Annotated in this window: 21 protein-coding genes; 10 read left to right on the top strand and 11 right to left on the bottom strand. The window is 62.3% G+C overall.

All coding sequences use genetic code 11. From position 1 onward, the window contains the following. Positions 1–6: 6 nt before the first annotated feature. On the bottom strand, positions 7–1,749 hold the full coding sequence (locus Q8K05_RS16145; protein ID WP_305247635.1) for an IlvD/Edd family dehydratase: 1,743 nt from the start codon (positions 1,747–1,749) through the stop codon (positions 7–9). A 66-nt stretch (positions 1,750–1,815) separates the two neighbouring features. On the opposite strand from Q8K05_RS16145, the gene Q8K05_RS16140 reads away from it, so the two are divergent. The 7 genes from Q8K05_RS16140 to Q8K05_RS16110 all read left to right on the top strand — a co-directional run bounded on the left by Q8K05_RS16140 (position 1,816) and on the right by Q8K05_RS16110 (position 8,482). Next, positions 1,816–2,559, top strand: a complete 744-nt coding sequence (locus Q8K05_RS16140; RefSeq protein WP_305247634.1) for a FadR/GntR family transcriptional regulator — start codon at positions 1,816–1,818, stop codon at positions 2,557–2,559. A 25-nt stretch (positions 2,560–2,584) separates the two neighbouring features. Further along, the gene (locus Q8K05_RS16135; RefSeq protein WP_305247633.1) at positions 2,585–3,130 is read left to right on the top strand and encodes a TRAP transporter small permease; all 546 of its coding nucleotides are present in this window, start codon (positions 2,585–2,587) and stop codon (positions 3,128–3,130) included. After that, complete coding sequence (locus tag Q8K05_RS16130) at positions 3,127–4,425, top strand: TRAP transporter large permease subunit (protein WP_305247632.1); 1,299 nt, start codon at positions 3,127–3,129, stop codon at positions 4,423–4,425. The genes Q8K05_RS16135 and Q8K05_RS16130 overlap by 4 nt, the downstream gene beginning before the upstream one ends. Before the next feature lie 44 nt (positions 4,426–4,469). Next, complete coding sequence (locus tag Q8K05_RS16125; RefSeq protein ID WP_305247631.1) at positions 4,470–5,480, top strand: TRAP transporter substrate-binding protein; 1,011 nt, start codon at positions 4,470–4,472, stop codon at positions 5,478–5,480. A gap of 61 nt (positions 5,481–5,541) precedes the next feature. Then, the gene (locus tag Q8K05_RS16120; RefSeq protein WP_305247630.1) at positions 5,542–6,741 is read left to right on the top strand and encodes a mandelate racemase/muconate lactonizing enzyme family protein; all 1,200 of its coding nucleotides are present in this window, start codon (positions 5,542–5,544) and stop codon (positions 6,739–6,741) included. A gap of 34 nt (positions 6,742–6,775) precedes the next feature. After that, on the top strand, positions 6,776–7,888 hold the full coding sequence (locus Q8K05_RS16115; protein ID WP_305247629.1) for a mandelate racemase/muconate lactonizing enzyme family protein: 1,113 nt from the start codon (positions 6,776–6,778) through the stop codon (positions 7,886–7,888). A 42-nt stretch (positions 7,889–7,930) separates the two neighbouring features. Then, positions 7,931–8,482 (top strand): gluconokinase, encoded by a 552-nt coding sequence (locus Q8K05_RS16110; protein ID WP_305247628.1) that lies wholly within the window; start codon positions 7,931–7,933, stop codon positions 8,480–8,482. A gap of 19 nt (positions 8,483–8,501) precedes the next feature. Here Q8K05_RS16110 and Q8K05_RS16105 read toward each other — a convergent pair whose 3' ends face one another. The 9 genes from Q8K05_RS16105 to Q8K05_RS16065 all read right to left on the bottom strand — a co-directional run bounded on the left by Q8K05_RS16105 (position 8,502) and on the right by Q8K05_RS16065 (position 18,216). Next, the gene (locus tag Q8K05_RS16105; RefSeq protein ID WP_305247627.1) at positions 8,502–9,656 is read right to left on the bottom strand and encodes an Ldh family oxidoreductase; all 1,155 of its coding nucleotides are present in this window, start codon (positions 9,654–9,656) and stop codon (positions 8,502–8,504) included. A gap of 6 nt (positions 9,657–9,662) precedes the next feature. Further along, complete coding sequence (locus Q8K05_RS16100; protein WP_305247626.1) at positions 9,663–11,189, bottom strand: UxaA family hydrolase; 1,527 nt, start codon at positions 11,187–11,189, stop codon at positions 9,663–9,665. A gap of 26 nt (positions 11,190–11,215) precedes the next feature. Further along, positions 11,216–12,607 carry a TRAP transporter large permease gene (locus tag Q8K05_RS16095; protein ID WP_305247625.1) on the bottom strand — a complete coding sequence of 464 codons (1,392 nt, stop codon included), beginning with the start codon at positions 12,605–12,607 and terminating at the stop codon, positions 11,216–11,218. A gap of 15 nt (positions 12,608–12,622) precedes the next feature. Beyond that, on the bottom strand, positions 12,623–13,177 hold the full coding sequence (locus Q8K05_RS16090; protein WP_305247624.1) for a TRAP transporter small permease: 555 nt from the start codon (positions 13,175–13,177) through the stop codon (positions 12,623–12,625). A gap of 76 nt (positions 13,178–13,253) precedes the next feature. Beyond that, the gene (locus tag Q8K05_RS16085; protein ID WP_370868882.1) at positions 13,254–14,153 is read right to left on the bottom strand and encodes a sialic acid TRAP transporter substrate-binding protein SiaP; all 900 of its coding nucleotides are present in this window, start codon (positions 14,151–14,153) and stop codon (positions 13,254–13,256) included. Positions 14,154–14,296: 143 nt separating this feature from the next. Continuing rightward, the gene (locus Q8K05_RS16080) at positions 14,297–15,013 is read right to left on the bottom strand and encodes a FadR/GntR family transcriptional regulator (RefSeq protein ID WP_305247622.1); all 717 of its coding nucleotides are present in this window, start codon (positions 15,011–15,013) and stop codon (positions 14,297–14,299) included. A gap of 169 nt (positions 15,014–15,182) precedes the next feature. Continuing rightward, positions 15,183–15,962, bottom strand: coding sequence for an SDR family NAD(P)-dependent oxidoreductase (locus tag Q8K05_RS16075; RefSeq protein ID WP_305247621.1), 780 nt, complete (start codon positions 15,960–15,962; stop codon positions 15,183–15,185). 50 nt (positions 15,963–16,012) lie between these two features. After that, entirely contained in the window at positions 16,013–17,026 is a 1,014-nt protein-coding gene (gene pdxA, locus Q8K05_RS16070; RefSeq protein WP_305247620.1) for a 4-hydroxythreonine-4-phosphate dehydrogenase PdxA, read from the bottom strand. Next, complete coding sequence (locus Q8K05_RS16065) at positions 17,023–18,216, bottom strand: four-carbon acid sugar kinase family protein (RefSeq protein ID WP_305247619.1); 1,194 nt, start codon at positions 18,214–18,216, stop codon at positions 17,023–17,025. The genes pdxA and Q8K05_RS16065 overlap by 4 nt, the downstream gene beginning before the upstream one ends. 161 nt (positions 18,217–18,377) lie before the next feature. Here Q8K05_RS16065 and Q8K05_RS16060 point away from each other — a divergent pair, with 161 nt between their 5' ends. Genes Q8K05_RS16060 through Q8K05_RS16050 form a run of 3 tightly spaced genes read left to right on the top strand, consistent with a single transcriptional unit; the run spans position 18,378 to position 20,744 of the window. Continuing rightward, on the top strand, positions 18,378–19,109 hold the full coding sequence (locus tag Q8K05_RS16060; RefSeq protein ID WP_305247618.1) for an SDR family oxidoreductase: 732 nt from the start codon (positions 18,378–18,380) through the stop codon (positions 19,107–19,109). Continuing rightward, positions 19,106–19,852 carry an SDR family NAD(P)-dependent oxidoreductase gene (locus Q8K05_RS16055; protein WP_305247617.1) on the top strand — a complete coding sequence of 249 codons (747 nt, stop codon included), beginning with the start codon at positions 19,106–19,108 and terminating at the stop codon, positions 19,850–19,852. The genes Q8K05_RS16060 and Q8K05_RS16055 overlap by 4 nt, the downstream gene beginning before the upstream one ends. Positions 19,853–19,895: 43 nt before the next feature. After that, positions 19,896–20,744, top strand: coding sequence for a fumarylacetoacetate hydrolase family protein (locus Q8K05_RS16050; protein WP_305247616.1), 849 nt, complete (start codon positions 19,896–19,898; stop codon positions 20,742–20,744). Between the two features lie 37 nt (positions 20,745–20,781). On the opposite strand, the gene Q8K05_RS16045 is transcribed toward Q8K05_RS16050, so the two are convergent. Then, positions 20,782–21,951 carry a fumarylacetoacetate hydrolase family protein gene (locus Q8K05_RS16045; RefSeq protein WP_305247615.1) on the bottom strand — a complete coding sequence of 390 codons (1,170 nt, stop codon included), beginning with the start codon at positions 21,949–21,951 and terminating at the stop codon, positions 20,782–20,784. Positions 21,952–21,975 lie beyond the last annotated feature (24 nt).

The following is a 21,975-nucleotide window of genomic DNA, read 5'->3' as shown; positions in this document are numbered from 1 at the left end:
TTCGGGTCAGTGGTTGTCACGCGGCACAAACGCGCCCCGCTTGCCCACCAGGAAGTCCAGATCGGCGCCTTCATCGGCTTGCAGCACATGGTCGATGTAGAGCTTCCAGTAGCCCGATGTCATGGGCGGCTCAGACGCTTTCCAGTTGGCCAGACGGCGGGCCAGCTCCTCGTCCGTTACATGCAGATGAATTTTGCGTTGAGGCACATCGAGCTCGATGAGGTCGCCGTTTTGCACCACCGCCAGCGGCCCGCCCGCGGCCGCTTCGGGCGCCGTGTGCAGCACCACGGTGCCGTAGGCCGTGCCGCTCATGCGGCCGTCGCAGATGCGCACCATGTCGGTAATGCCGCGGCGCAGAATCTTGGGCGGCAAGGGCATGTTGCTCACCTCCGCCATGCCGGGGTAGCCCTTGGGGCCGCAGTTCTTGAGCACCATGACGCAGGTTTCGTCAATGTCGAGATTCTCGTCATCAATGCGGGCGTGGAAATCCTCGATGTTCTCGAACACCACGGCCCGGCCTTTGTGCACCATCAGCTCCGGGGTGGCGGCGCTGGGCTTGATGACGGCACCCCGAGGCGCCAGGTTGCCGCGCAGCACGGCAATGCCCGCCTTGTCCTTGAACGGCGTGCCCAGCGGCTTGATCACTTCGGTGTTGTAGTTTTGCGCGTCGGCAAAGTTCTCGGCCACGGTTTTGCCGTTGGCGGTGACGGCCTGGGTGTGCAGGTGCTGCGCCATCTCTTTCATCACCACCGGCAGGCCGCCGGCGTAGCAGAAGTCTTCCATCAGGTACTTGCCCGAGGGTTGCAGGTTGACCAGACAAGGCAGTTCGCTGGCCAGCCGGTCGAAATCCTCGATGCTCAGCTTGATGCCGATCCGGCCGGCCATCGCGATCAGGTGAATCACGGCATTGGTCGAGCCGCCAATGGCAGCCAATATCTTGATGGCATTCTCAAACGCCTCGCGCGTGAGAATTTTGGAGAGCTTCTGGTCTTCATGCACCATGGCCACCGCGCGCCGTCCGGCCATGCGCGCCAGCACATTGCGCCGGCCATCCACCGCCGGATACGCGGCATTGCCAGGCAGGCCGAGGCCCAGGGCTTCCACCATGCAGGCCATGGTGCTGGCGGTGCCCATGGTCATGCAGTGGCCGTGGCTGCGGTGCATGCAGCTCTCGGCTTCGAAAAATTCCTCCAGCTTGAGCGTGCCAGCGCGGACCTGCTCGCTCATGCTCCATACCCCGGTGCCCGAGCCCAGCTCCTGGCCGCGCCACTTGCCGTTGAGCATCGGGCCACCGCTCACGCCGATGGTGGGCAAGTCCACGCTGGCGGCGCCCATCACCAGCGACGGCGTGGTCTTGTCGCAGCCCATCAGCAGCACGACACCGTCCATCGGGTTGCCGCGAATGCTTTCCTCCACGTCCATGCTGGACAGGTTGCGATACAGCATGGCGGTGGGGCGCAGCAAGGTCTCACCCAAGGACATGACCGGGAACTCCAGCGGGAAACCGCCGGCCTCGTAGACCCCGATCTTGACCTGCTCGGCCAGCGTGCGGAAGTGCGAATTGCAGGGCGTGAATTCACTGAAGGTGTTGCAAATACCAATGACCGGGCGGCCGTCAAACTGGTCATGCGGCACGCCTTTGCCCTTGACCCAGCTGCGGTAGGCAAAACCGTCGCGGTCCTGCCGGCCAAACCATTGCTGGCTGCGGAGTTCTTCGGGCTTCTTTTTGGGTTTGTTGGAGTCGGTCATAGGGTAAAACCTGAATTTGTAATCATATTATCGTCATATGATTGAAAAACGGTCCTAGTGAAAACCATGATAAAAAACGTACACGGCAATACAGTTGATCACCTTGGCGAAGCCATCGTCGCAGGGCGTTATGCCGTGGGCGCCTCCATTCCGCCCGAGCCTGTGCTGTGCCAGGAGTTGGGTGTCAGCCGCACGGTGGTGCGCGAAGCGGTGAAGTCGCTGATCGCCAAAGGCCTGATGACCACCGGTCCCAAAGTCGGCGCGCGGGTGCTGTCGGAAGATCACTGGAACTGGTTCGATCCCGATGTGATTGCCTGGCAAACCAAAGCCGGCTTGACGCCTGAATTTCTGCGTGATTTGCAGGACTTGCGCCGGGTTGTTGAACCGGCTGCTGTGCGGCTGGCGGCCCAGCGTGCAACGGCGCAGGATATTGCCGAAGTCGAGGCCGCCTTCGCTGGCATGAAGCGCGCAGTTGAAGAGGGCGGCGACTACGTCACCTATGACCTGCGCTTTCACCTGGGTCTGCTGCGTGCCTGTCGCAACCGCATGCTGATCCAGATGAGCAAGGCACTGGGGGCCCTGCTGCGCACCAGCTTTGAGTTGTCAACCAGTAAAAAAGGGGGGGCGGCGAGTTCCCTGGCGCTGCATCGCTCGGTGCTCGATGCCGTGAAGGCCCGCAACCCCGACCAGGCCGAAAAGGCGATATTGATCTTGATCGACGGCGCGCATGAAGATATCGAGCAGGTGTTGGCCTCGCGTCGCCGTCTGCCGCGACTGAACACGCCAGCATCGGTGCTCAAGGCCGCCTGAAGTACTGACTTTTCTGGAGTCTGCGTTGCAAAAAATCATCAATCTTTTCTTCAAGTTGCTTGAATTTCTGGTGGTCGTGTGCATGGTGGCCATGGTTGTCATGGTGTTCGGTAATGTGGTGCTGCGTTATGCCTTCAACTCCGGACTGACGGTGTCGGATGAAATGTCGCGCTACTGCTTCATCTGGTTGATTTATCTGGGTGCGATGGTGGCCATGCGCGAAGGCGGGCATCTGGGCGTGGATACGCTGGTCAAGCACCTGCCGCTGGTTGGCAAGAAAGTGTGCCTGTTCCTGAGCGAGTCGCTCATGTTGTTTTGCAATGTGCTTTTCCTGATGGGGACCTACAAGATGCACGACCTGCAGGTGAGCAACGTGTCACCGGTGGTCGGCATCTCCATGATCTGGATTTACGGCATTGGCTATGTCGTCGGTGTGGTGATGGGCATCATCAATCTCAATGTGCTGTACCGCCTGCTGACCGGGCAGATCAGTGAGGATGAGCTGGTGCAGGTGGTCGAGACCGAAGGCCTGGCCGCTGGCGAAAAACAATTTCAGGAGGGCAAGGCATGACGGTTGGTGTTTTTATCCTGAGCCTGCTGGCCGCCATGGCCATCGGCATGCCGATCGCGTATGCGTTGCTGGTCTGCGGTGTGGCTCTGATGGGCTTTCTGGCCGCCACCAGTGGCCTGGTGACGTTTGACAGCCAGATACTGGCGCAGCGCTTTGTCGATGGTGCTGACAACTTCCCGCTGCTGGCGGTACCGTTCTTTTTGCTGGCGGGCGAGTTCATGAACGCCGGCGGCCTGAGCCGCCGCATTGTCAATCTGGCGATGGCGTGGGTTGGGCACTTTCGCGGCGGCCTCGGTTATGTCACGGTCATTGCCGCGGTGATCATGGCCTCGCTGTCGGGCTCGGCGGTCGCCGACACGGCCGCACTGGCCGCGCTGCTGATCCCCATGATGCGGGCGGCCGGTTACAACGTGGGCCGGGCCTCGGGGCTGATCGCCTCGGGCGGCATCATTGCACCGGTGATCCCGCCGTCGATAGGGTTGATTATTTTCGGCGTGGCCGGCAATGTGTCCATCACCAAGCTGTTTCTCGCCGGCATCGTGCCAGGTTTGCTGATGGGTCTGGCGATCGGCATGACCTGGTGGTGGCTGGCAAAGCGTGAAAACATACTTCCTGCTCCCCGTCTGGCGCTACCCGAGCGCCTGCGTATTACGGCGGAAGGTGGCTTCGCGCTGGCCTTGCCGGTGGTCATTATCGGTGGCATGAAATTCGGTGTGTTCACGCCGACCGAGGCTGCGGTCGTGGCGGCGGTTTACAGCTTTGTGGTGGGCATGTTCATCTACCGCGAACTCAAATGGTCGGCGCTCTACCAGCTGACGCTGACCGCCGGCAAGACGACGGCCGTTGTGATGTTCCTGGTCGCCGCCGCCATGGTCAGCGCCTGGCTGATCACGGTGGCCAATATTCCAACCGAAGTCGCCAATCTGATGGAGCCCTTTATGGGTAACAAGATACTGCTGATGTTGGTCATGATGGTGCTGATCGTGGTCGTCGGCACAGCACTTGATTTCACGCCGACGGTGCTGATTCTGACGCCGGTGCTGATGCCCGTGGTGCTCAAGGCCGGCATTGATCCGGTCTACTTCGGCATCATGTTCATCATGAACAACGCCATCGGCCTGATCACGCCACCGGTGGGCACGGTGCTCAACGTCGTGTGCGGTGTTGCCAAAATCAGCATGGACGATGCCTTCAAGGGCGTGCTGCCGTTCCTGATCGCCCAATTGGCCGTGCTTTTCCTGCTGGTTCTTTTTCCTGCCATCGTCACCGTGCCGCTTCAGTGGTGGATGCGCTGACAATTTTTCCCCAACCCCCGTCTTTCATATAAAAGGAGACAAGCATGTTCAAACGCAGAACCCTGGCCTCAGCCCTGGCCGCTACCGCATTGCTGGTGGCGACTTCAGCCTTCGCGCAATTTGCCGAGCGCACCATCAAATTCACCAACGGCGTGAACGAGGACCATCCGGTGGGCGTCGGCGTCAAGAAGATGCAGGAAGTGCTCAATGCCAAGACCGGCGGCAAGATCAAGATCAACGCCTTCTGGGGCGGTGCCGCCGGCGGCGACCTGCCGGCCACCCAGGCGCTGCGTGCCGGTACGCAGGAGATGGTGTGCACCTCGAGTTCGCCGCTGGTGGGCATCGTCAAGGAACTCGGCGCGTTTGACCTGCCGTTCCTGTTCGCCAATGAAAAAGAAGCCGATGCCGTGCTCGATGGCCCGGCCGGTGCCTACTTCAACAAGAAGCTCGAAGACGCCGGTCTGGTCAATCTGGCCTACTGGGAAAACGGCTTTCGCAATCTGACCAACAGCAAGCGCCCGGTGGCGAAGGCGGAAGATTTTGACGGCGTCAAGGTGCGCGTGATGCAGAACAATATTTTCCTCGACACCTTCAAGACGCTGGGTACCAACGCGGTGCCGATGGCCTTTGGCGAAGTATTCACGGCGCTCGAAACCAAGACCATCGATGGCCAGGAAAACCCTTTTGTGACCATCGAGACCTCCAAGTTCAATGAAGTGCAGAAGTACCTCAGCGTTACGCGCCACGCCTACACACCGTTCCTGGTGCTGTACAGCAAGAAACTGTGGGATCAGCTGAACCCGCAGGAGCAGGCGGTATTGCGTGAGGCGGCCATGGAGGGCCAGAAAGTTCAACGTGCGGCGAATCGCACCTTGAATGAAAAATCCCTGAGCAGCCTTAAAGCCAAAGGCATGCAGGTTAACGAGGTCACTGCGGCCGAGCAACGCCGCATGTTCGACAAAGTCAAGCCGGTGTATGAGCGCAACGTGCCGACCATCGGTGCTGAGGCGGTGACGACTGTGCTCGATGCCTTGAAGAAGGCCCGCGGCGGTTGATTCCTGGCATCAGTGAAGGCCGCCAGGGGTAACCCTCGCGGCCTTTTTTACGGAGTTTCAATTGAAAATCAGCAAAGTCGAAACCATTCGTCTGGGCGAATTTCCCAACATCATCTGGGTCCGCATTCATACCGATGAAGGCCTGGTGGGCTTGGGGGAAACGTTCATGGGGGCGCAAGCGGTGGAGTCCTATCTGCATGAGTGGGTCGCGCCCAAACTGTTGGGCAAGAACCCGCTGGCGATTGAGGCGCGCAACAAGGACATGATGGGGTATCTGGGCTGGCGTGGCTCGGGCGTCGAGACGCGCGGCAACTCGGCCGTGGACATTGCGCTGTGGGACATCTTCGGCAAGGCCGCCAACATGCCGGTGCATACCGCGCTCGGTGGCAAGAGCCGCGATGCCATCCGCATTTACAACACCTGCGCCGGCTACCAGTATGTGCGCAACACGGTCAACCAGAGCACGGCCAATTGGGGGCTGGGGCAGCATGCCGGGCCCTACGAAGACCTGGAAGGTTTTTTGCACCGGGCCGACGAACTGGCGGAGTCCTTGCTCAGCGAAGGCATCACCGCGATGAAAATCTGGCCCTTTGACCCGGCCGCAGAAAAAAGCGATGGCCAGTACATCAGCAACGTCGACCTCGATCTGGCACTGGAGCCGTTCCGAAAAATTCGCCAGGCGGTCGGCCAAAAAATGGACATCATGGTCGAGTTTCACAGCCTGTGGCGGCTGCCGATGGCGCAGAAGATCGCGCGCGCGCTCAAGCCCTTCAACACCTTCTGGCATGAGGACGCCATTCGCATGGACAGTCTTGATCTGCTCAAGCAGTATGCGAAGGACTGCGACGCCCTGATCTGCGCCAGCGAGACGCTGAGCTACAAATGGGGTTTCAAGGACTATCTGCAAACCGGCGTGGCCGGGGTGGCGATGCTGGACCTGAGCTGGTGCGGCGGCCTGACCGAGGCGCGTAAGATTGCCGCCATGGCCGACGCCTGGCAACTGCCGGTGGCGCCGCACGATTGCACCGGGCCGGTGGTGTGGACTGCGTCCACCCATCTGTCATTGCATGCGCCCAATGCGCTGATCCAGGAAAGCGTGCGCGCCTTTTACAGCGGCTGGTACCAGGAGTTGGTGACCGAATTGCCGACGGTACAAAACGGCATGATCAGTCTTAATGACAAGCCCGGACTCGGGTTGGAGCTGTTGCCAGACCTGCACCAGCGCGCGGATGCGACGGTGCGGGTCTCGGTGCCGGATTGAAGCGTCCCAGTCAAACAAAAACCTGAGTTTTTCCATGAAAATCAAATCGGTCAAGCCTTTCATCCTGCATGTTCCGGTCACCGGAGCGCAGATTGCCGACAGCACCCACACCATCTCGCACTGGGGTGTGGTGGGTGCACAGATTGAAACTGAAGACGGCCTGACGGGCTACGGCTTTACGGGCACGCATGCCCATTTGCCCAGCGATCAGCTCATCACGCGCTGTATTGAAACCTGCCATGCCCCGCTGCTGCTGGGAGAAGACGCCAGTGACATCAACCGTTTGTGGCACAAAATAGCCCGCAACCCGGCACTGCAGTGGGTCGGGCGCGCCGGTATCACGACGCTGGCGCATGCGGCGATTGATGTGGCCCTGTGGGACCTGAAAGCCAAGGCGGCGCAGCAACCCCTGTGGCAATTGCTCGGTGGCCAGGTGCGTGGCAAGGTTCGCGCCTACAACACCGATATTGGCTGGCTCAGCCTGGCCGATGACCAGCTGGTCGAAGGCGCTCAGCGTGCGGTGGCGCAGGGCTTTACCGGCATCAAGATCAAGGTCGGCTCCACCGTAGAGCGTGATTTGCGGCGTCTGGCCGCCGTGCGCCAGGCGATCGGCCCCGACGTCACGCTGGCGATTGATGGCAACGGCAAATGGGACTTGCCCACCTGTCAGCGCTTTTGCCGCGCGGCGGAGGCATTTGATGTGTACTGGTTTGAAGAGCCACTGTGGTACGACGACGTCAAGGGCCACGCGCAGCTTGCGCGCGCCACCCCGATTCCGGTGGCGCTGGGCGAGCAGTTGTACAGTTCCGATGCGTTTGCCGAGTTCTTCCATCAGCAGGCGATCCACTGGGTGCAGCCCGACGTGACGCGCATGGCCGGTTTGACCGAGGTGCTGCGCGTGTGCGAGACGGCACACGCCTTTCGTCTGCCGGTGGCACCGCACGCGGGCGACATGAGTCAGGTGCATGTGCACTTGTCGTTCGCCCATCCCGCCTGCGCGGTGCTGGAATACATTCCGTGGATCAAGGCCTGCTTCACCGACCCGGCCGAGGTGGTTGATGGTTATTTCCGTCGGCCCGAACTGCCCGGCGCCGGCACCACGCCCACGCCAGCGGCGTGGGCGCAATACCGGCAAGCCACCGCCTGAGTCGGTGTCTCATGCCTCTCCTGCTGGCGCGAACGCCCTGTCATGTATCAAAGTAAGCGTTCCGATATTTTTGTCGTGATGGGTGTCAGCGGCTGCGGCAAAAGCACGGTGGGCGCCCAGCTGGCCGCCGCGCTGGGCCTGCCATTTCTCGAAGGCGATACCTTGCATCCGGCCGGCAACGTGGCCCGGATGGCAGCCGGTTTCGCCTTGAGCGATGCGGATCGTGCCGGTTGGCTGCAGACCCTGGCCGAGCGGATCGGCGCAGCACGCCGGACCGGGCAGGGCCTGGTGCTGTCGTGCTCGGCGCTCAAGTGTTCTTACCGGGACATCCTGCGCCAGGGTGCGCCCGAGCTGCATTTTCTCTACCTGCATGGCGATTACGAGTTGCTGGCAGCGCGCATGGCAGCGCGCATGGCAGCGCGGACCGGCCATTACATGCCGCTGTCGCTGCTGGCCAGCCAGCTCGCCACGCTGGAAGTGCCGGGCGTGGGGGAAGATGCACAAAGCTTTGATATGGCGAGCCGGCCCGAGGCCATCGTGGCCGCCGTGGCTGCCCGGTGGCCATCCCATGATGCCAGCCAATCTGCATCCTGAATGCGCGCACCTGAGGCCGTCAGCTTGGCAAAGTGACGCCGACCCTGTGGCCCGCCGCAACAATCTCTTGCCAGGTCTGGAGATCGACCGCGATGCCATCGACTGCGCGCTGCGCGCGACTGGCGCGCTCCGGGTCGCCGGCAATCTGCACCGCGTCAAAGCCGGGGGCGACCGGCCCGGCCGTGAGCCAGTCGACAAAAGCCATAGCTTCCTGCTCAAAAACGGCCTGGGTGCCGAGCCGGGCCGGGTCGATCAGGATGGTGAGCATGCCGTTGATGACGGCGCGCACGGCGGGGTCGGTCGGCCGATGCCAGGTGCCGCCGCCGGTCAAGGCGCCGCCCAGCAGTTCGCAGGCCACGGCCAGGCCGTAACCCTTGTGCTCGCCAAAGGCCAGCAGCGCACCAAACAAACCATTGCTTTGCGGCACCACCACCACGCCTGGATCGGTGCTGGGGTGGCCGTATTCGTCAATCAGCGTGCCGGGCTCGACGCGCCGGCCTTCGTTGTGCGCCACACGCATCTTGCCCTGGGCCACGCGGCTGGTGGCAAAGTCGAGCAGGAAATGGGCCCCCACGCTCCCCACTGCGTGTGGTTCGCTGCCCCCCGGGGGGGCTGAACTTGCTCGGGGCGGCCCTTCGCTGCGTTCGCTCGCGACGCGATGCCCCTTCAGCGGAATGCCAATGCAGCAGGGGTTGGTGCCATAGCGCCCGTCGGCGCCGCCAAAGGGCGCCACCACCGGGCGCGACAGAACATTGACAAAATGCAGGGACACCAGGTCTTGGGCCACGGCCATTTCGGCAAAGTGCCCGATGCGGCCCAAGTGGTGCGCATTGCCCAAGGTCATGATGCAGCTGCCGTGGGTTTGGGCGCGGCTGATGCCGAGTGCCATGGCCTGCTCGCCGACGACCTGGCCGTAGCCGCGCTGGCCGTCCAGCGTCAGCAGCGAACCGGTGTCGAGGACCACGCGCACGCTGGTGTTCGGTTTGAGGCCGCCTTCGAGCACTGCATCCACATAACGCGGCAGCATGCCCACGCCGTGCGAGTCGTGGCCGCTCAGGTTGGCCTGCACCAGGTTGGCCGCGACGGTTGCAGCTTCTTCGGGGGAACTGCCGGCTGCTACTAAAATAGTAGCTACTTGCGCTTGTAATTCGGGGGCTTGGAATGTTTTTTGCATAAAAAATTACATCACGGCGCCGACTTGCCATGGCACAAACTCGTTTTGTCCGTAGCCGTGCGATTCGCTCTTGCTTTTTTCGCCTGAGGCTGTGGCCAGCACCCGCTCAAAAATGCGCTGCCCCATCTCGGCCACCGTGCTGCTGCCGTCGATGATCTCGCCGCAGTTGATGTCCATGTCGTCTTCCTGCTTGCGCCACAGCGCCGAGTTGGTGGACAGCTTGAGCGAGGGCGAGGGCGCGCAGCCGTAGGCCGAACCACGGCCGGTGGTAAAGCAGATCAGGTTGGCGCCCCCCGCCACCTGGCCGGTCGCGCTGACCGGGTCGTAGCCGGGGGTGTCCATGTAGACAAAGCCATGGGCCACCACCTGCTCGGCATATTCATAGACCGCCTGCAGGTTGGTGGTGCCGCCTTTGGCAACGGCGCCCAGTGATTTTTCGAGAATGGTGGTCAGCCCGCCGGCCTTGTTGCCGGGCGAGGGGTTGTTGTTCATCTCGCCGTCGTTGATCTGGGTGTAGTGCTCCCACCACTTGATGCGCTTTATCAGCTTTTCAGCCACATCGGGTTTCACCGCCCGGCGCGTCAGCAGGTGTTCCGCGCCGTAAATTTCAGGCGTCTCGCTCAGGATGGCGGTCCCGCCGTGCGCCACCAGCAGATCGACCGCCGCACCCAGTGCCGGGTTGGCGCTGATGCCCGAGTAGCCGTCCGAGCCGCCGCATTGCAGGCCGATGGCGATGTGGGCGGCGCTGCAAGGCTCGCGCTTGACCGCGTTGGCCTGGGGCAGCATGTCGTTGATGAGTGCAATGCCTTTGGCGACTGTCTTGGCCGTGCCACCGGTGTCCTGAATGCTGAACACGCGCAAGGTGTCGCCCTCGCGCAGGCTGCTGTTGGCCAGCCAGGCATTGATCTGATTCGACTCGCAGCCCAGGCCCACCACCAGCACGGCGGCGAAGTTGGCGTGCGTCGCATAACCGGCCAGGGTGCGCTGCAAAATCTGCATGCCCAGGCCGTCGGTGTCCATGCCGCAACCGGTGCCGTGGGTCAGCGCGACCACGCCGTCAACGTTGGGGAAATTCGCCAATGCGGCAGGATGGTTCTGTCGCGAGAAGTGGTCTGCAATGGCGCGGGCGGCCGTGGCCGAGCAATTGACGCTGGACAGGATGCCGATGTAGTTGCGCGTCGCGACGCGGCCGTCAGCGCGTTTGATGCCCATGAAGGTGGCTTCGCGCCGGGCCGGCTCGGGTTTGACGTCGGCACCAATGGCGTAGTCGCGCGCAAAGTCGCCCTTGTTCGGGCCCATGTCCAGGTTGTGGGTGTGAATGTGCTCGCCGGCAGCAATCGGTTTGCTGGCAAAACCGATGACCTGGTTGTAGCGCCGCACCGCCTCGCCCGGCGCGATGGCATGGGTGGAAATTTTGTGACCGGCCGGGATCAGGCCCTTGATCGGAATGCCTTCGACGCTGGTGCCGCTGAGCAATTGCTGGCGGGCGATCAGCACATCGTCGTCAGGGTGAAGGCGAATGAATGGAGTCATGCGTGTTTTTCTTCAATAAAACAATGTCAATAAAACATTTTCGGCAACCAGAGCACCGCCTTGGGAAAGTAGGTGATCAGGCCCAGGCTGACCAGCAGCGGTATCAGCCACGGCAGGATAGCCATGGTGGTGCGCTCGACCGACAGCTTGGCCACCCGCGCCAGCACAAACAGCACCATGCCCATGGGCGGATGCAGCAGGCCGATCATCAGGTTGAGCACCATCACCAGCCCGAAGTGGACCGGGTCGATGCCCAACTGCTGCGTGATCGGCAACAGAATCGGCACCAGGATGGTGATGGCGGCGGTGGGCTCCAGGAAGCAGCCGACAAACAGCATCAGCAGGTTGGCCAGCAGCAAAAACACCCAGGCTTCCTGGGTGAAAGCCAGCACCCAGGATGCGATGGCAGTGGTGACACCGGTGGCGGTCAGCATCCAGCCAAAGATCGACGCTGCGGCCACGATGAACAGCACCGTCGAGGTGGTTTCCACCGTGTCCAGGCAGACCTTGACGAACATCTTGAATTTGAGCGACCGGTACCAGGCAAAACCCAGCACCATGGCCCAGACGCAGGCCGCAATCGCGCCCTCGGTGGGCGTGAAGATGCCGGTCGTCATGCCGCCTATCAGCAGCACCGGCGTCATGATGGGCAGCACTGCCTCAAACTTGCAGAGCTTGTCGAGCACAAACAGTGCAATCAGGCCAGCGACAACAGTGGCCTGGGCGGGTGAGCCCAGATGGATCAGGCCCCACATGACCAGCGGCCAGGCCGCTACCACGGCGAGTTCCAGCATGGCCTTGGCAAAGCGGCTGCCCGAAAACCGGATGTCACCGCCCCATTTGTTTTTGTGGGCGAAGTAAGCGACGGTGAGCATCATCAGCACAGCCAGCAGCAAGCCCGGCAGCAGGCCGGCCAGAAACAGCGCGCCGATGGAGACGTTGGCCATCATGCCGTAGATCACAAAGGGCAGGCTGGGCGGAATGATGGGCCCCAGCGTCGCCGACGCAGCCGTCACGCCGACGGCAAACTCCGACGAGTAGCCGTGTTCCTTCATGGCCTTGATCTCGATGGTGCCCAGCCCAGCCGCGTCAGCAATTGCGGTGCCGCTCATGCCGGCAAAAATCACCGAGCCCACAATGTTGACGTGGCCGAGTCCGCCCTTGAGCCAGCCCACCAGCGCCAGCGCAAAGTTGTAGATGCGGGTGGTGATGCCGGCGTTGTTCATCAGGTTGCCGGCCAGGATGAAAAAGGGCACGGCCAGCAGTGGAAAGCTGTCGATGCCCGACACCATGCGGTGGATCACCACAAAAGGCGGCAGGTTGTCGGTAAAGAGGATGTAGACGAGCGAGGCGCCCGCCATGGCGATGGCCACCGGAACGCCGGCACCCATGAAGATCAGGAAGAATATTTTAAGCATGGGTTTGTTGCGCGTTCAGCGATCTTCCATCGTGGTGTCGGGCCGCTCAAGCACACTGTAGCCGCGGCGGTAATGAATCAGTGCGACCTGGAGCGAGCGCAGCAGCATGACGGCAAAGCCGAGCAGGCACAGCGCATACACCACGTTCATTGGCAGATCGACCACGGTCATGCGCGTCTGGTTGCCGATCTTGAGCATCATCTGGATGGTCATGGCAACGGCAGCGGCGAAAAAGCTGATGCGCACCACATCGACCAGGCCCGACATGAGCCGGCTCATCCGCGCGGGCATATGGCGGTAAAAGAAATCGACCTGAATGTGGTTGTTCTTGGCCACGCCAATGGCCGCGCCGATGAACACCACCGCAATCAGCTGGTAGCGCGCTATTTCCTCGGTCCAGGCGGCTGAATCGTTGAGCACGTAGCGCGTGATGAACTGGTAGAGTACGGTCAGACCCAGCACCCAGAAAAGGCCCAGGGCCAGCCACGCCTCAGGCGTGGTGTGCGACAGGTCCACGACCTCGTCTTCGGCGTGGAACTCGCCGTCATCACTGATGATTTTTTCGCTCATGAAGGCTCCGCTTGCAGGCAGCTGTCAAAAAAAGGCTGCCCGCGGTGCCGGCTGGCAACGCGGGCAGCGGCGTGGCTCACTTGATGGCAGTGATGCGGTCGTAGTCTTGCTGGCGGTAGCCGTGGTCGGTTGGCTTGGTGTTTTTCAGCACCGCTTCACGGAAGGCGTTTTTGTCAACCGTGATCACGTTGTTGCCCCTTTTCTTGAACTCTTCAGCCAAGCGGATTTCCGAGGCGATGATTTCGCGCCCGGTTTTCTCGGCAGCTTCCTGCATTACGTCGGAGAAGATCTTTTTCTCGTCGGCCGAGAGCTTGGCCCAGAGCTGGCCCGAGGTCACCGTCAGCAGCGAGTCGATGATGTGGCCGGTCAGCGAGATGTTTTTCTGCACCTCGAAGAACTTCTTGGCTTCAATGGTCGGCAGCGGATTTTCCTGCGCGTCGACTGTGTTGTTCTGCAGCGCCAGGTACACCTCGGCAAAGGCAATCGGCGTGGCATTGGCGCCCAGCGCCTTGGGGAAAGCCATGTAGGCCGGCGCGTCGGGCACGCGGATCTTCAGGCCCTTCATGTCCTCGGGCTTGGTGACAGGCTTGGCCGCGCTCGATGTCACATGGCGGGCGCCGTAGTAGTTGAGCGCCGTGATGTGGTTGCCGCTCTTGTCGTCGTAGCCCTTGGACAGCTCCTTGAAAACGTCGCTCTTGGCGTACTTCAGCAGATGGTCGGAATCGCGGAAGATGAAGGGGAAGTAGGTGACGGCCAGCGGCTTGTAGGTGTTGCCGGCAAAGCTGGCGCCGGTCAGGATGATGTCCACCGTGCCGAGTGTCAGGCCTTGGTTGATATCCGATTCCTTGCCCAGCGTCGAGGCCGGAAATACCTGGACTTCGTATTTGCCGTTGGTGCGTTTCTTGATCTCGTCACCGGCCCAGACCGACCACTTGTGGAAAGGCTCGGAAGTCTCGTAGACGTGTGCCCACTTCAGTTTGGTCTGCGCACTGGCAATGCCAAAGGTGCCGGCGGCCCCTGTGAATAGGGCACAGGCAGCGATTGCTTTAACGGCAAGTTTGGTTAATTCACGTTTTTTCATGATGTCTCCTCGGTTGGTGGTGTTGAAGTTGCTGGGCGTTAAGACGGCTTTGCGCGGCGCCAGCTCGCGCTGTAACGGGTATGGGCTTTTTTCAGGTGGCGTTGCATCGCGCTGCGTGCGGCGCCGGCATCGTGGGCCCGGATCGCTTCCAGCACCGCGGCGTGCTCGATCAGGGCGGCGTCCCAGGAGGTCTGGTTTTCAAAATAGTCGCCCAGCCGCTCGAACAGCGTGCCGTGCCGGGCTTGCCAGTAACCACGGATGGTGTCGCGCAATACCTCGTTGCCGCAGGCCTGGGCAATGGCGTTGTGAAAAGCTTCGTCGCCTTCGCGCGGTATCTTGCCTTTGGCAACTTCGTCGCGCATTTGTTGCAGTGCCTGGTCGATCAGCTGCAGGTCGGCTTTTTTGGCGTTGCGCGCGGCCAGTGCCGCCACCTCACTCTCCACCAGCTCGCGCGCCCGCATCAGCTCCAGCGGGCCCCACTGGGCATCGTCGTCGGCTTTTTTGCGCGAGGGCGGGCGGGCTTTGGGCTTGAGCACATAGATGCCCGAGCCGGTGCGCACTTCGATCACGTGTTCCACCTCCAGCGCAATCAGGGCTTCGCGTACCGAAGGGCGGCTCACGCCCAGTTGCTTGGCCAGCTCGCGCTCGGCCGGCAGGCGCGAGCCCACGGCGAACTCGCCTGTGCTGATCAGCGAGCGCAGTTGCTCGGCAATCTTGCGGTACAGGCGTTGCGTTTCGATGGTTTTTATCGGCATGCGGGGTGCTGTTGAGGCGGGCTCAAGGGTTCGTTAAAAAATTGGACAAGTGGTAAGACCAATTGATAATCCCATGATTCCATCTGCCGGGCATCCGGTTAAACCCTGTAATGCCTCTAATAGCCTCATGAAACCGCAAGCCAGCATGGGGTCAATTCGTCGGCGATGCTCACGGCATGAGCTGGCCGCCGTTGACCTCGATGATCTGGCCGGTGATGTAGCTCGAGAGCACATCGTCGGCCAGGAACAGGTAGGCCCCCACACATTCGTCGGCTGTTCCCAGTCGGCCCATCGGGATACCGCGGCGCGCGCCTTCGAGCTGCTCCGGCGTGGAGTTGCGTGCATGGAAGTCGGTCAGGATGACACCCGGGGCCACGCCATTGACGCGTATGCCGTGCGGCGCCATCTCGCGCGCGAACACGCGGGTCATGGTGCTGACAAAGGCCTTGGCCGCGCCGTACAGGCCCGCGCCTTCACCGCCGCCGGTGCGCGCGGCAATCGAGGTGGTGTTGATCATGCTGCCGCGCCCGGCCTTGCGCATCACGGGCGCGCAAGCGCGACAGAGGGCGAAGGCCGCATGGGTGTTGAGGCCGATCACGCGGTCAAAGTCCTCGTCGCTGGCCTGATCCAGCGGGCGGCGGCCAAACATGTCGCCCGCGTTGTTGATCAGTATGTCCAGGCCGCCGAAGGCCTGGACGGTCTGCGCCACCAGTTGGTCAGACACGCTGCGGTCCAGCATGTCGCCGGCCAGTGTGATGGCCTGGCCGCCGGCCTGCCGGATGATGCTGGCCACCGCCTCCGCACCCTCGCGGTTGCGCGAGTAATGCACGGCCACGCGCGCGCCCGCCGCGCCGAAAGATTGCGCCACGGCAGCACCGATGCCGGAGCCGCCGCCCGTGACCAGAACAGACTTATCCGCAAACTGGAGGGCGTGGGAGGGGTTGATCATGTTGTGTTTTCCTGTGGTGTGTAGAAATTGATCGGGTTGGGGCAGCGGAGTCAGACTGCCGCACGCGCTGCACGCTGGCCTTCGACCAGCGTCATGGCGTACTGGATGGCATCGACCATGCTCTCGGCGCTGGCGCGGCCCGTGCCGGCGATGTCGAACGCCGTGCCGTGGTCCACCGACGTGCGCAGGATTGGCAGGCCCAGCGTGATGTTGACGCCGCTGACCGCCTGCCATACACCGGTGGCGGGGTCGATGCTGAAGCCCAGCAACTTGACCGGGATGTGGCCCTGGTCGTGGTACATCGCCACCACCGCATCAAACTGCCCGGCGCGCAGCTTGATGAACACCGTATCGCCGGGCCAGGGGCCGGTGACGGCGTGGCCGGCGTTGGCGTATTCGGCCACCAGGGGGGCGATAACGACGCCATCTTCCTTGCCCAGAATGCCGCCTTCGCCGGCATGCGGGTTGAGTCCGGCCACGGCCACGCGCGGCTGACGGATGCCCAGGGTCTGCAGGGCTTCGAGCGTCACGTCGAGCACGCGGCGCAGGCGCTGCGGCGTGAGCCGGGCCGGCACTTCGGCCAGGGCGCAGTGGGTGGTGACGTGGGACACGCGCATCGGGCCATGGGCCAGCATCATCACGCCATCGCGCATGCCGGTCAAATGAGCCAGCATTTCGGTGTGGCCTTCGAACGGATAGCCCGCCATATGGAGCGCCTCCTTGCATAAAGGCGCCGTCACGATGGCGTCGGCTTCGCCGCTCTGGCAGAGCTGCACCGCGCGTTCCACGGCCCGGTAGGCCCAGTGACCGCCGGCTTCGGAAATTTCACCGGTGGTCAGCGGCTGTGCCACGGGCCCGACGTCGATCATGTCCAGCGCCGCAGTGGTGTCGAGCTGGAGCAGGCGAGCGGCCCGCGCCAGTGCCCGGGCACTGCCCAGTACCTTGAGTTCGATGCGGCCCTGCGCGATGAGATCGCGCATCTGGTGCGCGGCCTTGACGATGATCTCGGGGCCGATGCCGGCCGGGTCGCCCATGGTCAGGGCCAGTCGGATGGGTGTGTTCATGGGATGCGTTCCTTGGAAGTCAATCGGGGTGGCGTGAGAGGGGTGAGCGCTGCCAGCAGCGCGCGCAGGTCGTCGGGTGGGCCGAAGGCCCCCGAACGGGAATAACAGGTGAGGCCATCCCACAACCCACCGACCAGACGGGCACGGCCCCACCCGGCGCGAGGGCTGGGGCCGGCCTGCAGGCTGCGCACGCCGGCAGCCCGGCACAGGGCCAGCAAGGTGTCGCCACCCACCACCACCAGCGTGGTCGGGCGCAGTTGGGTGGTGACGACGGTGTGCATGCGTTGCGCCAGCCGGGCATGCGCCTCGGCGGCAGTGAGGGGCTGCGCCTCGGCCAGATCGAGCAGCCTGGTGCACGCCTCGGGCGGTGGCAGTTGACGCAACTGTTCCCGCAGCACCGGATGGCGGCTGGCGGTGAGCACCAGGGTCAAGCCCTGCGCAGGGGCTGGCGGGACCGTCGGTGCGGCGCTGCTTGCGCCTAAGGGTGCTGCGGCTGCGGCCTGCCGCGCCAGCGCCCAGGCCAGCCCGGCGCTGCCACACCACAGCCATCGCTGCGCCTGTGGACCGGTCGTCAGGGTCGCGAGCTGCTCCAGGTCGCGGTCGCTCAGGATGTCTGGAATCACGACATGGCCCGCATTTTGCAGGCTGTCCTGCACACGGGTTGGAATGTGCGCGCTTAGTCCGACATCGGCAAAGGCCTGCACCAGCGTGCCGGTGTGTTCGTGCGTGCGCGGGCCGTGGGGCTGGTGCGGTGGCGCCACCCAGTGGCGTCCCCGGGCCGTGAAGCGTCCCTGCGCTGGAAATGCCGGCGCGAACACCACGCCGGCAAAACGCCCGCTGCGCATGAGCCAGGCGATTTCGGCAAAAGTGTTGCCGCGCAGCAGGCTGTCGATCTTCTTGAAGGCGCTGCCGGTGGCGACTAGCCAGTCGAGGCTGGGCGCCAGCAGGACCGGCAGGCTGGCGGGCGGCGCATCGCGTGTGCCCGTGGCGAGGACTTGGACCCCCTGTGCGGATGGGCCGGGCTGATCTAGAAAAACCGGCACATCGCCTGCGTTGGCCCATGCCGCGGCACTGTCGAGTGCCCCAGTCAGATCGTCGGCCAGGATATGCCAGGGTTTCATGTCGATGCGCAGCCGCCAGTCGGCCTTGACGGGGCACTTGGCTGCACGGGTGGCACCGGAGATCGGCATGCTGGGCGCTTTTGAAGCGGTATTAAGGGTTAGCCAGAATTGGACAAGTGGTCAGACCAATTAATAATCTCACGAAATCGCGCCGGCAACATCCGGCAAAACCCTGTAATTGAAAAGTGGCAAATTGCCGATGTGACTATCAACCAAACCAAGGAAAAGACATGAGACTCAAAGGAAAAACCGTACTGGTCACGGCTGCCGGGCAGGGCATCGGCAAAGCCAGCGCGCTGGCCATGGCGGCACAGGGCGCCCAAGTCTGGGCGACCGACGTCAATGAGAAACTGCTGGCCAGCTACGCCGGTGTGCCCAATATCCAGACCGTGGCGCTCGATGTGCTCGACAAGGCCGCGATCCAGACACTGATGGCGGACTTGCCGGCGCTCAATGTGCTGTTCAACTGTGCGGGATTTGTCCATGCCGGCTCGGTCTTGCAAGCCACCGATGAAGAATGGGACTTTGCCTTCAACCTCAATGTGCGCTCGCAGTTCTGGGCCATCCAGGCGGCGCTGCCCAAGATGCTGGCCAACGGCGGCGGCAGCATCATCAACATGGCCAGTGTCGTCAGCGTCAAGGGTTTGCCGAACCGCTTCATCTACGGCGCATCCAAGGCGGCGGTCATCGGCCTGACCAAAAGTGTTGCCGCTGACTTCGTGATGCAGGGCGTGCGCTGCAATGCCATTTGCCCCGGCACGGTCGATACCCCCTCGCTGCAGGACCGCATCAATGTGTTTGAAGACCCGGCTGAAGCGCGGAAAAACTTCGTGGCACGCCAACCGATGGGACGGCTCGCGCAGGCCCACGAAATTGCGCCGCTGGTGGTGTTTCTGGCCAGCGACGAATCGGCCTTTGTCACCGGCCAATCCTATGCCATCGACGGCGGCATGACCATATGAACCAGCTCGATCTGGCCGGCCGCCATGCGGTGATTACCGGCGGCGCGGCGGGCCTGGGATTCGCCATTGCGCGGCGCCTGCTGGCGTCGGGTGCCAGCGTCACGCTGTGGGATCTGGATGGCCAGCCACTGGTGCGTGCGGCCGGCGAGCTCGGTGCAGGCGTGCATACGGTGGCGGTCGATGTCTGCGACCACGCCAGCGTTGTTCGTGCGGTGCAGCAGACCGTGGCGCATGCGCCTGCGATCGATGTACTGGTCAACTGTGCCGGCATCACCGGACCGAATGTGAAGGTCTGGGACTATCCGCCCGAGCAGTGGCAGCAGGTCATACAGGTCAACCTCACGGGCCTGTTTCACTGCTGCCGCGAAGTCGTGCCGCTGATGCGCGAGCGCAACTATGGCCGCATTGTCAATATCGCCTCGGTGGCGGGAAAAGATGGCAACCCGAACGCCAGCGCCTACAGCGCCAGCAAGGCGGCGGTGATTGCGCTGACCAAATCGCTGGGCAAGGAACTCGCCGATACTGGCGTGCGCGTCAATTGTGTGACGCCTGCAGCCGTGAAAACCGCGATCTTCGAGCAGATGACGCCCGGGCATATTGCCTTCATGCTGTCGAAAATCCCGATGGGCCGATTCGGCACGCCCGAAGAGGTGGCCGCGATGGTGGGCTGGCTGTGTACCGAAGAATGCTCTTTCTCTACCGGCGCCGTGTTTGATCTGTCGGGTGGGCGTTCGACCTATTGATTTCTTGTCGCGATGACTTTGATTTAACCAGAAGGAAAAAACCATGAAACTCGTTCGTTATGGCAACCCGGGCAAAGAAAAACCCGGACTCATCGATGCAGAGGGCAAGCTGCGCGACTTGAGCGGCGTGATCAAGGACATAAGCCCTGATCAGCTCGGGGATGCCGCACTCGCCAAGCTGCGCAAGCTCAAGACCGCGAATCTGCCGCTGGTCAAGGGCGCGCCGCGCATGGGCAGCCCGGTCAGCGGCGTCGGCAAGTTCATTGCCATTGGCCTGAACTACGCCGACCATGCGGCCGAATCGGGGCTGCCGATTCCGAAAGAGCCGATTGTGTTCATGAAAGCCACCAGCTGCATCCAGGGACCCAATGACCCGGTGATGCTGCCCAAGGGCTCCAAAAAGACGGATTGGGAGGTGGAGCTGGGGGTGGTGATTGGTGCCAAAGCACAGTACGTGTCGCAAAAGGATGCCTTGAGTTTTGTTGCGGGTTACTGCACCATCAACGATGTCAGCGAGCGTGAGTACCAGATCGAGCGCGGCGGTACCTGGGACAAGGGCAAGGGCTGCGACACCTTCGGCCCGCTCGGTCCCTGGCTGGTGACGCGCGATGAGGTGCCAAATCCGCAAAAACTGAGCATGTGGCTGGACCTCAACGGTCAGCGCACACAGACAGGCAACACCAGAACCATGATTTTCAGCGTGGCCAAGATTGTCAGCTACGTGAGCCAGTTCATGACGTTGATGCCGGGCGATGTGATCACCACCGGCACGCCCCCCGGCGTCGGCATGGGCATGAAGCCGCCGCTCTACCTGAAGAAGGGGGATGTGATGGCTTTGGGCATCGAGGGCTTGGGCGAGCAGCGCCAGTTGGTCGTGCCGTTCACACGCTGAGGTCTTCGTGTGGCAGCAGTTGCTGCCCGGTGGCCAGCTAGAGCAAACCTCGTTTAGCCAGATTGCGCATCAAATGGGAGTTGCCAAATGTCCATGGCGGACACCTATCAGTGCGCTTCATCCGGTTGACGAGTGTGCCAAGTTTTGGGGCCGAGATGGTGACGATATCTCCTTCCTTGTGAGTAAAGCCGCCTCCCACGGCATCCCTGTCCTTCACCGGCGCGAACATGCAACCCAGAAAGAGCATGGCGCCATCGGGGTACTGGTGATGCGGGCCCATCATCTGTCCAACCAGATCGATGGGGTCGCGACTGATCTGTGACATGGATGAAAATCCTTCGAGCGTGAAGCCGTCTTCGCCCACAACTGTCAATGAGATGGTAGTTTGACGCACGTCATCAAGCGAGAAAGTGGGGTCAAAAAACCGCAAACAGGGACCGATAGTCGCTGACGCGTTGTTGTCTTTGGCCTTGCCCAGCAACAAAGCCGAGCGACCTTCCACATCGCGCAGGTTGACATCGTTGCCCAAGGTAGCCGCCACGATTTGGCCACGAGAGTTCACCGCTAACACAAGCTCGGGCTCGGGGTTGTTCCATGAAGAAGAGGGATGCAGGCCGGCATCAGAACCCGTGCCCACTGCGGCCATGGGCGGCGCCTTGGTAAAAATTTCTGCGTCTGGCCCGATACCAACCTCCAGATACTGGCTCCAGGCCCCCTGGGCAATCAACACCTTTTTGAGCGCCATGGCCTGCGACGACCCAGGCTTCAATTTGGACAAATCATCTCCGACCAGCGCCACGATCTCCTGGCGAATGGTCGCGGCAGCGGCCGGGTTACCACGTGCCTTTTCTTCAATCACCCGTTCAAGCATCGACACTGCGAACGTGACGCCCGCCGCCTTGATAACCTGCAAGTCAACCGGTGCCAGCAGCCAAGGCCGTGCCGGATTGCGCGTGTCGGGTGGTGTATTGCCAAACAGTTCGGCAAGTGAACCGATCCGCTCGCCATTGGCTTCTTTCAAAGCGCTTGCAGGATCTGGCGCTTCGCAAAGATCCCGCATGGTGGCGAAGATGTGTGTGATGTCGATTACATCATCGCCACGGAGGGCAACTATGGAGGGGCCGTCAACATCGGGGCGCCAGACACGCGCCGCCAAGGCACCGGATGTGCCGTCGTGTGGAAGACAGGCCTGGGCAGTGAGCTGCATGAAAATTACCTCCTTGGATGGTTG

Source organism: Polaromonas sp., assembly GCF_030682935.1.
Lineage (GTDB): Bacteria > Pseudomonadota > Gammaproteobacteria > Burkholderiales > Burkholderiaceae_C > Polaromonas.
This window is presented reverse-complemented; position numbering and strand designations above follow the sequence as displayed.

Excerpts from the sequence above, each read along its gene's own strand:
- Q8K05_RS16140 (WP_305247634.1), top strand. The coding sequence starts at position 1,816 with ATGATAAAAAACGTACACGGCAATACAGTTGATCACCTTGGCGAAGCC.
- Q8K05_RS16090 (WP_305247624.1), bottom strand. The coding sequence starts at position 13,177 with ATGAGCGAAAAAATCATCAGTGATGACGGCGAGTTCCACGCCGAAGAC.
- Q8K05_RS16095 (WP_305247625.1), bottom strand. The coding sequence starts at position 12,607 with ATGCTTAAAATATTCTTCCTGATCTTCATGGGTGCCGGCGTTCCGGTG.
- Q8K05_RS16065 (WP_305247619.1), bottom strand. The coding sequence starts at position 18,216 with ATGCCGATCTCCGGTGCCACCCGTGCAGCCAAGTGCCCCGTCAAGGCC.
- Q8K05_RS16100 (WP_305247626.1), bottom strand. The coding sequence starts at position 11,189 with ATGACTCCATTCATTCGCCTTCACCCTGACGACGATGTGCTGATCGCC.
- Q8K05_RS16045 (WP_305247615.1), bottom strand. The coding sequence starts at position 21,951 with ATGCAGCTCACTGCCCAGGCCTGTCTTCCACACGACGGCACATCCGGT.
- Q8K05_RS16125 (WP_305247631.1), top strand. The coding sequence starts at position 4,470 with ATGTTCAAACGCAGAACCCTGGCCTCAGCCCTGGCCGCTACCGCATTG.
- Q8K05_RS16055 (WP_305247617.1), top strand. The coding sequence starts at position 19,106 with ATGAACCAGCTCGATCTGGCCGGCCGCCATGCGGTGATTACCGGCGGC.
- Q8K05_RS16130 (WP_305247632.1), top strand. The coding sequence starts at position 3,127 with ATGACGGTTGGTGTTTTTATCCTGAGCCTGCTGGCCGCCATGGCCATC.
- Q8K05_RS16075 (WP_305247621.1), bottom strand. The coding sequence starts at position 15,962 with ATGATCAACCCCTCCCACGCCCTCCAGTTTGCGGATAAGTCTGTTCTG.
- Q8K05_RS16145 (WP_305247635.1), bottom strand. The coding sequence starts at position 1,749 with ATGACCGACTCCAACAAACCCAAAAAGAAGCCCGAAGAACTCCGCAGC.
- Q8K05_RS16080 (WP_305247622.1), bottom strand. The coding sequence starts at position 15,013 with ATGCCGATAAAAACCATCGAAACGCAACGCCTGTACCGCAAGATTGCC.
- Q8K05_RS16060 (WP_305247618.1), top strand. The coding sequence starts at position 18,378 with ATGAGACTCAAAGGAAAAACCGTACTGGTCACGGCTGCCGGGCAGGGC.
- pdxA (WP_305247620.1), bottom strand. The coding sequence starts at position 17,026 with ATGAACACACCCATCCGACTGGCCCTGACCATGGGCGACCCGGCCGGC.
- Q8K05_RS16105 (WP_305247627.1), bottom strand. The coding sequence starts at position 9,656 with ATGCAAAAAACATTCCAAGCCCCCGAATTACAAGCGCAAGTAGCTACT.
- Q8K05_RS16115 (WP_305247629.1), top strand. The coding sequence starts at position 6,776 with ATGAAAATCAAATCGGTCAAGCCTTTCATCCTGCATGTTCCGGTCACC.
- Q8K05_RS16050 (WP_305247616.1), top strand. The coding sequence starts at position 19,896 with ATGAAACTCGTTCGTTATGGCAACCCGGGCAAAGAAAAACCCGGACTC.
- Q8K05_RS16110 (WP_305247628.1), top strand. The coding sequence starts at position 7,931 with ATGTATCAAAGTAAGCGTTCCGATATTTTTGTCGTGATGGGTGTCAGC.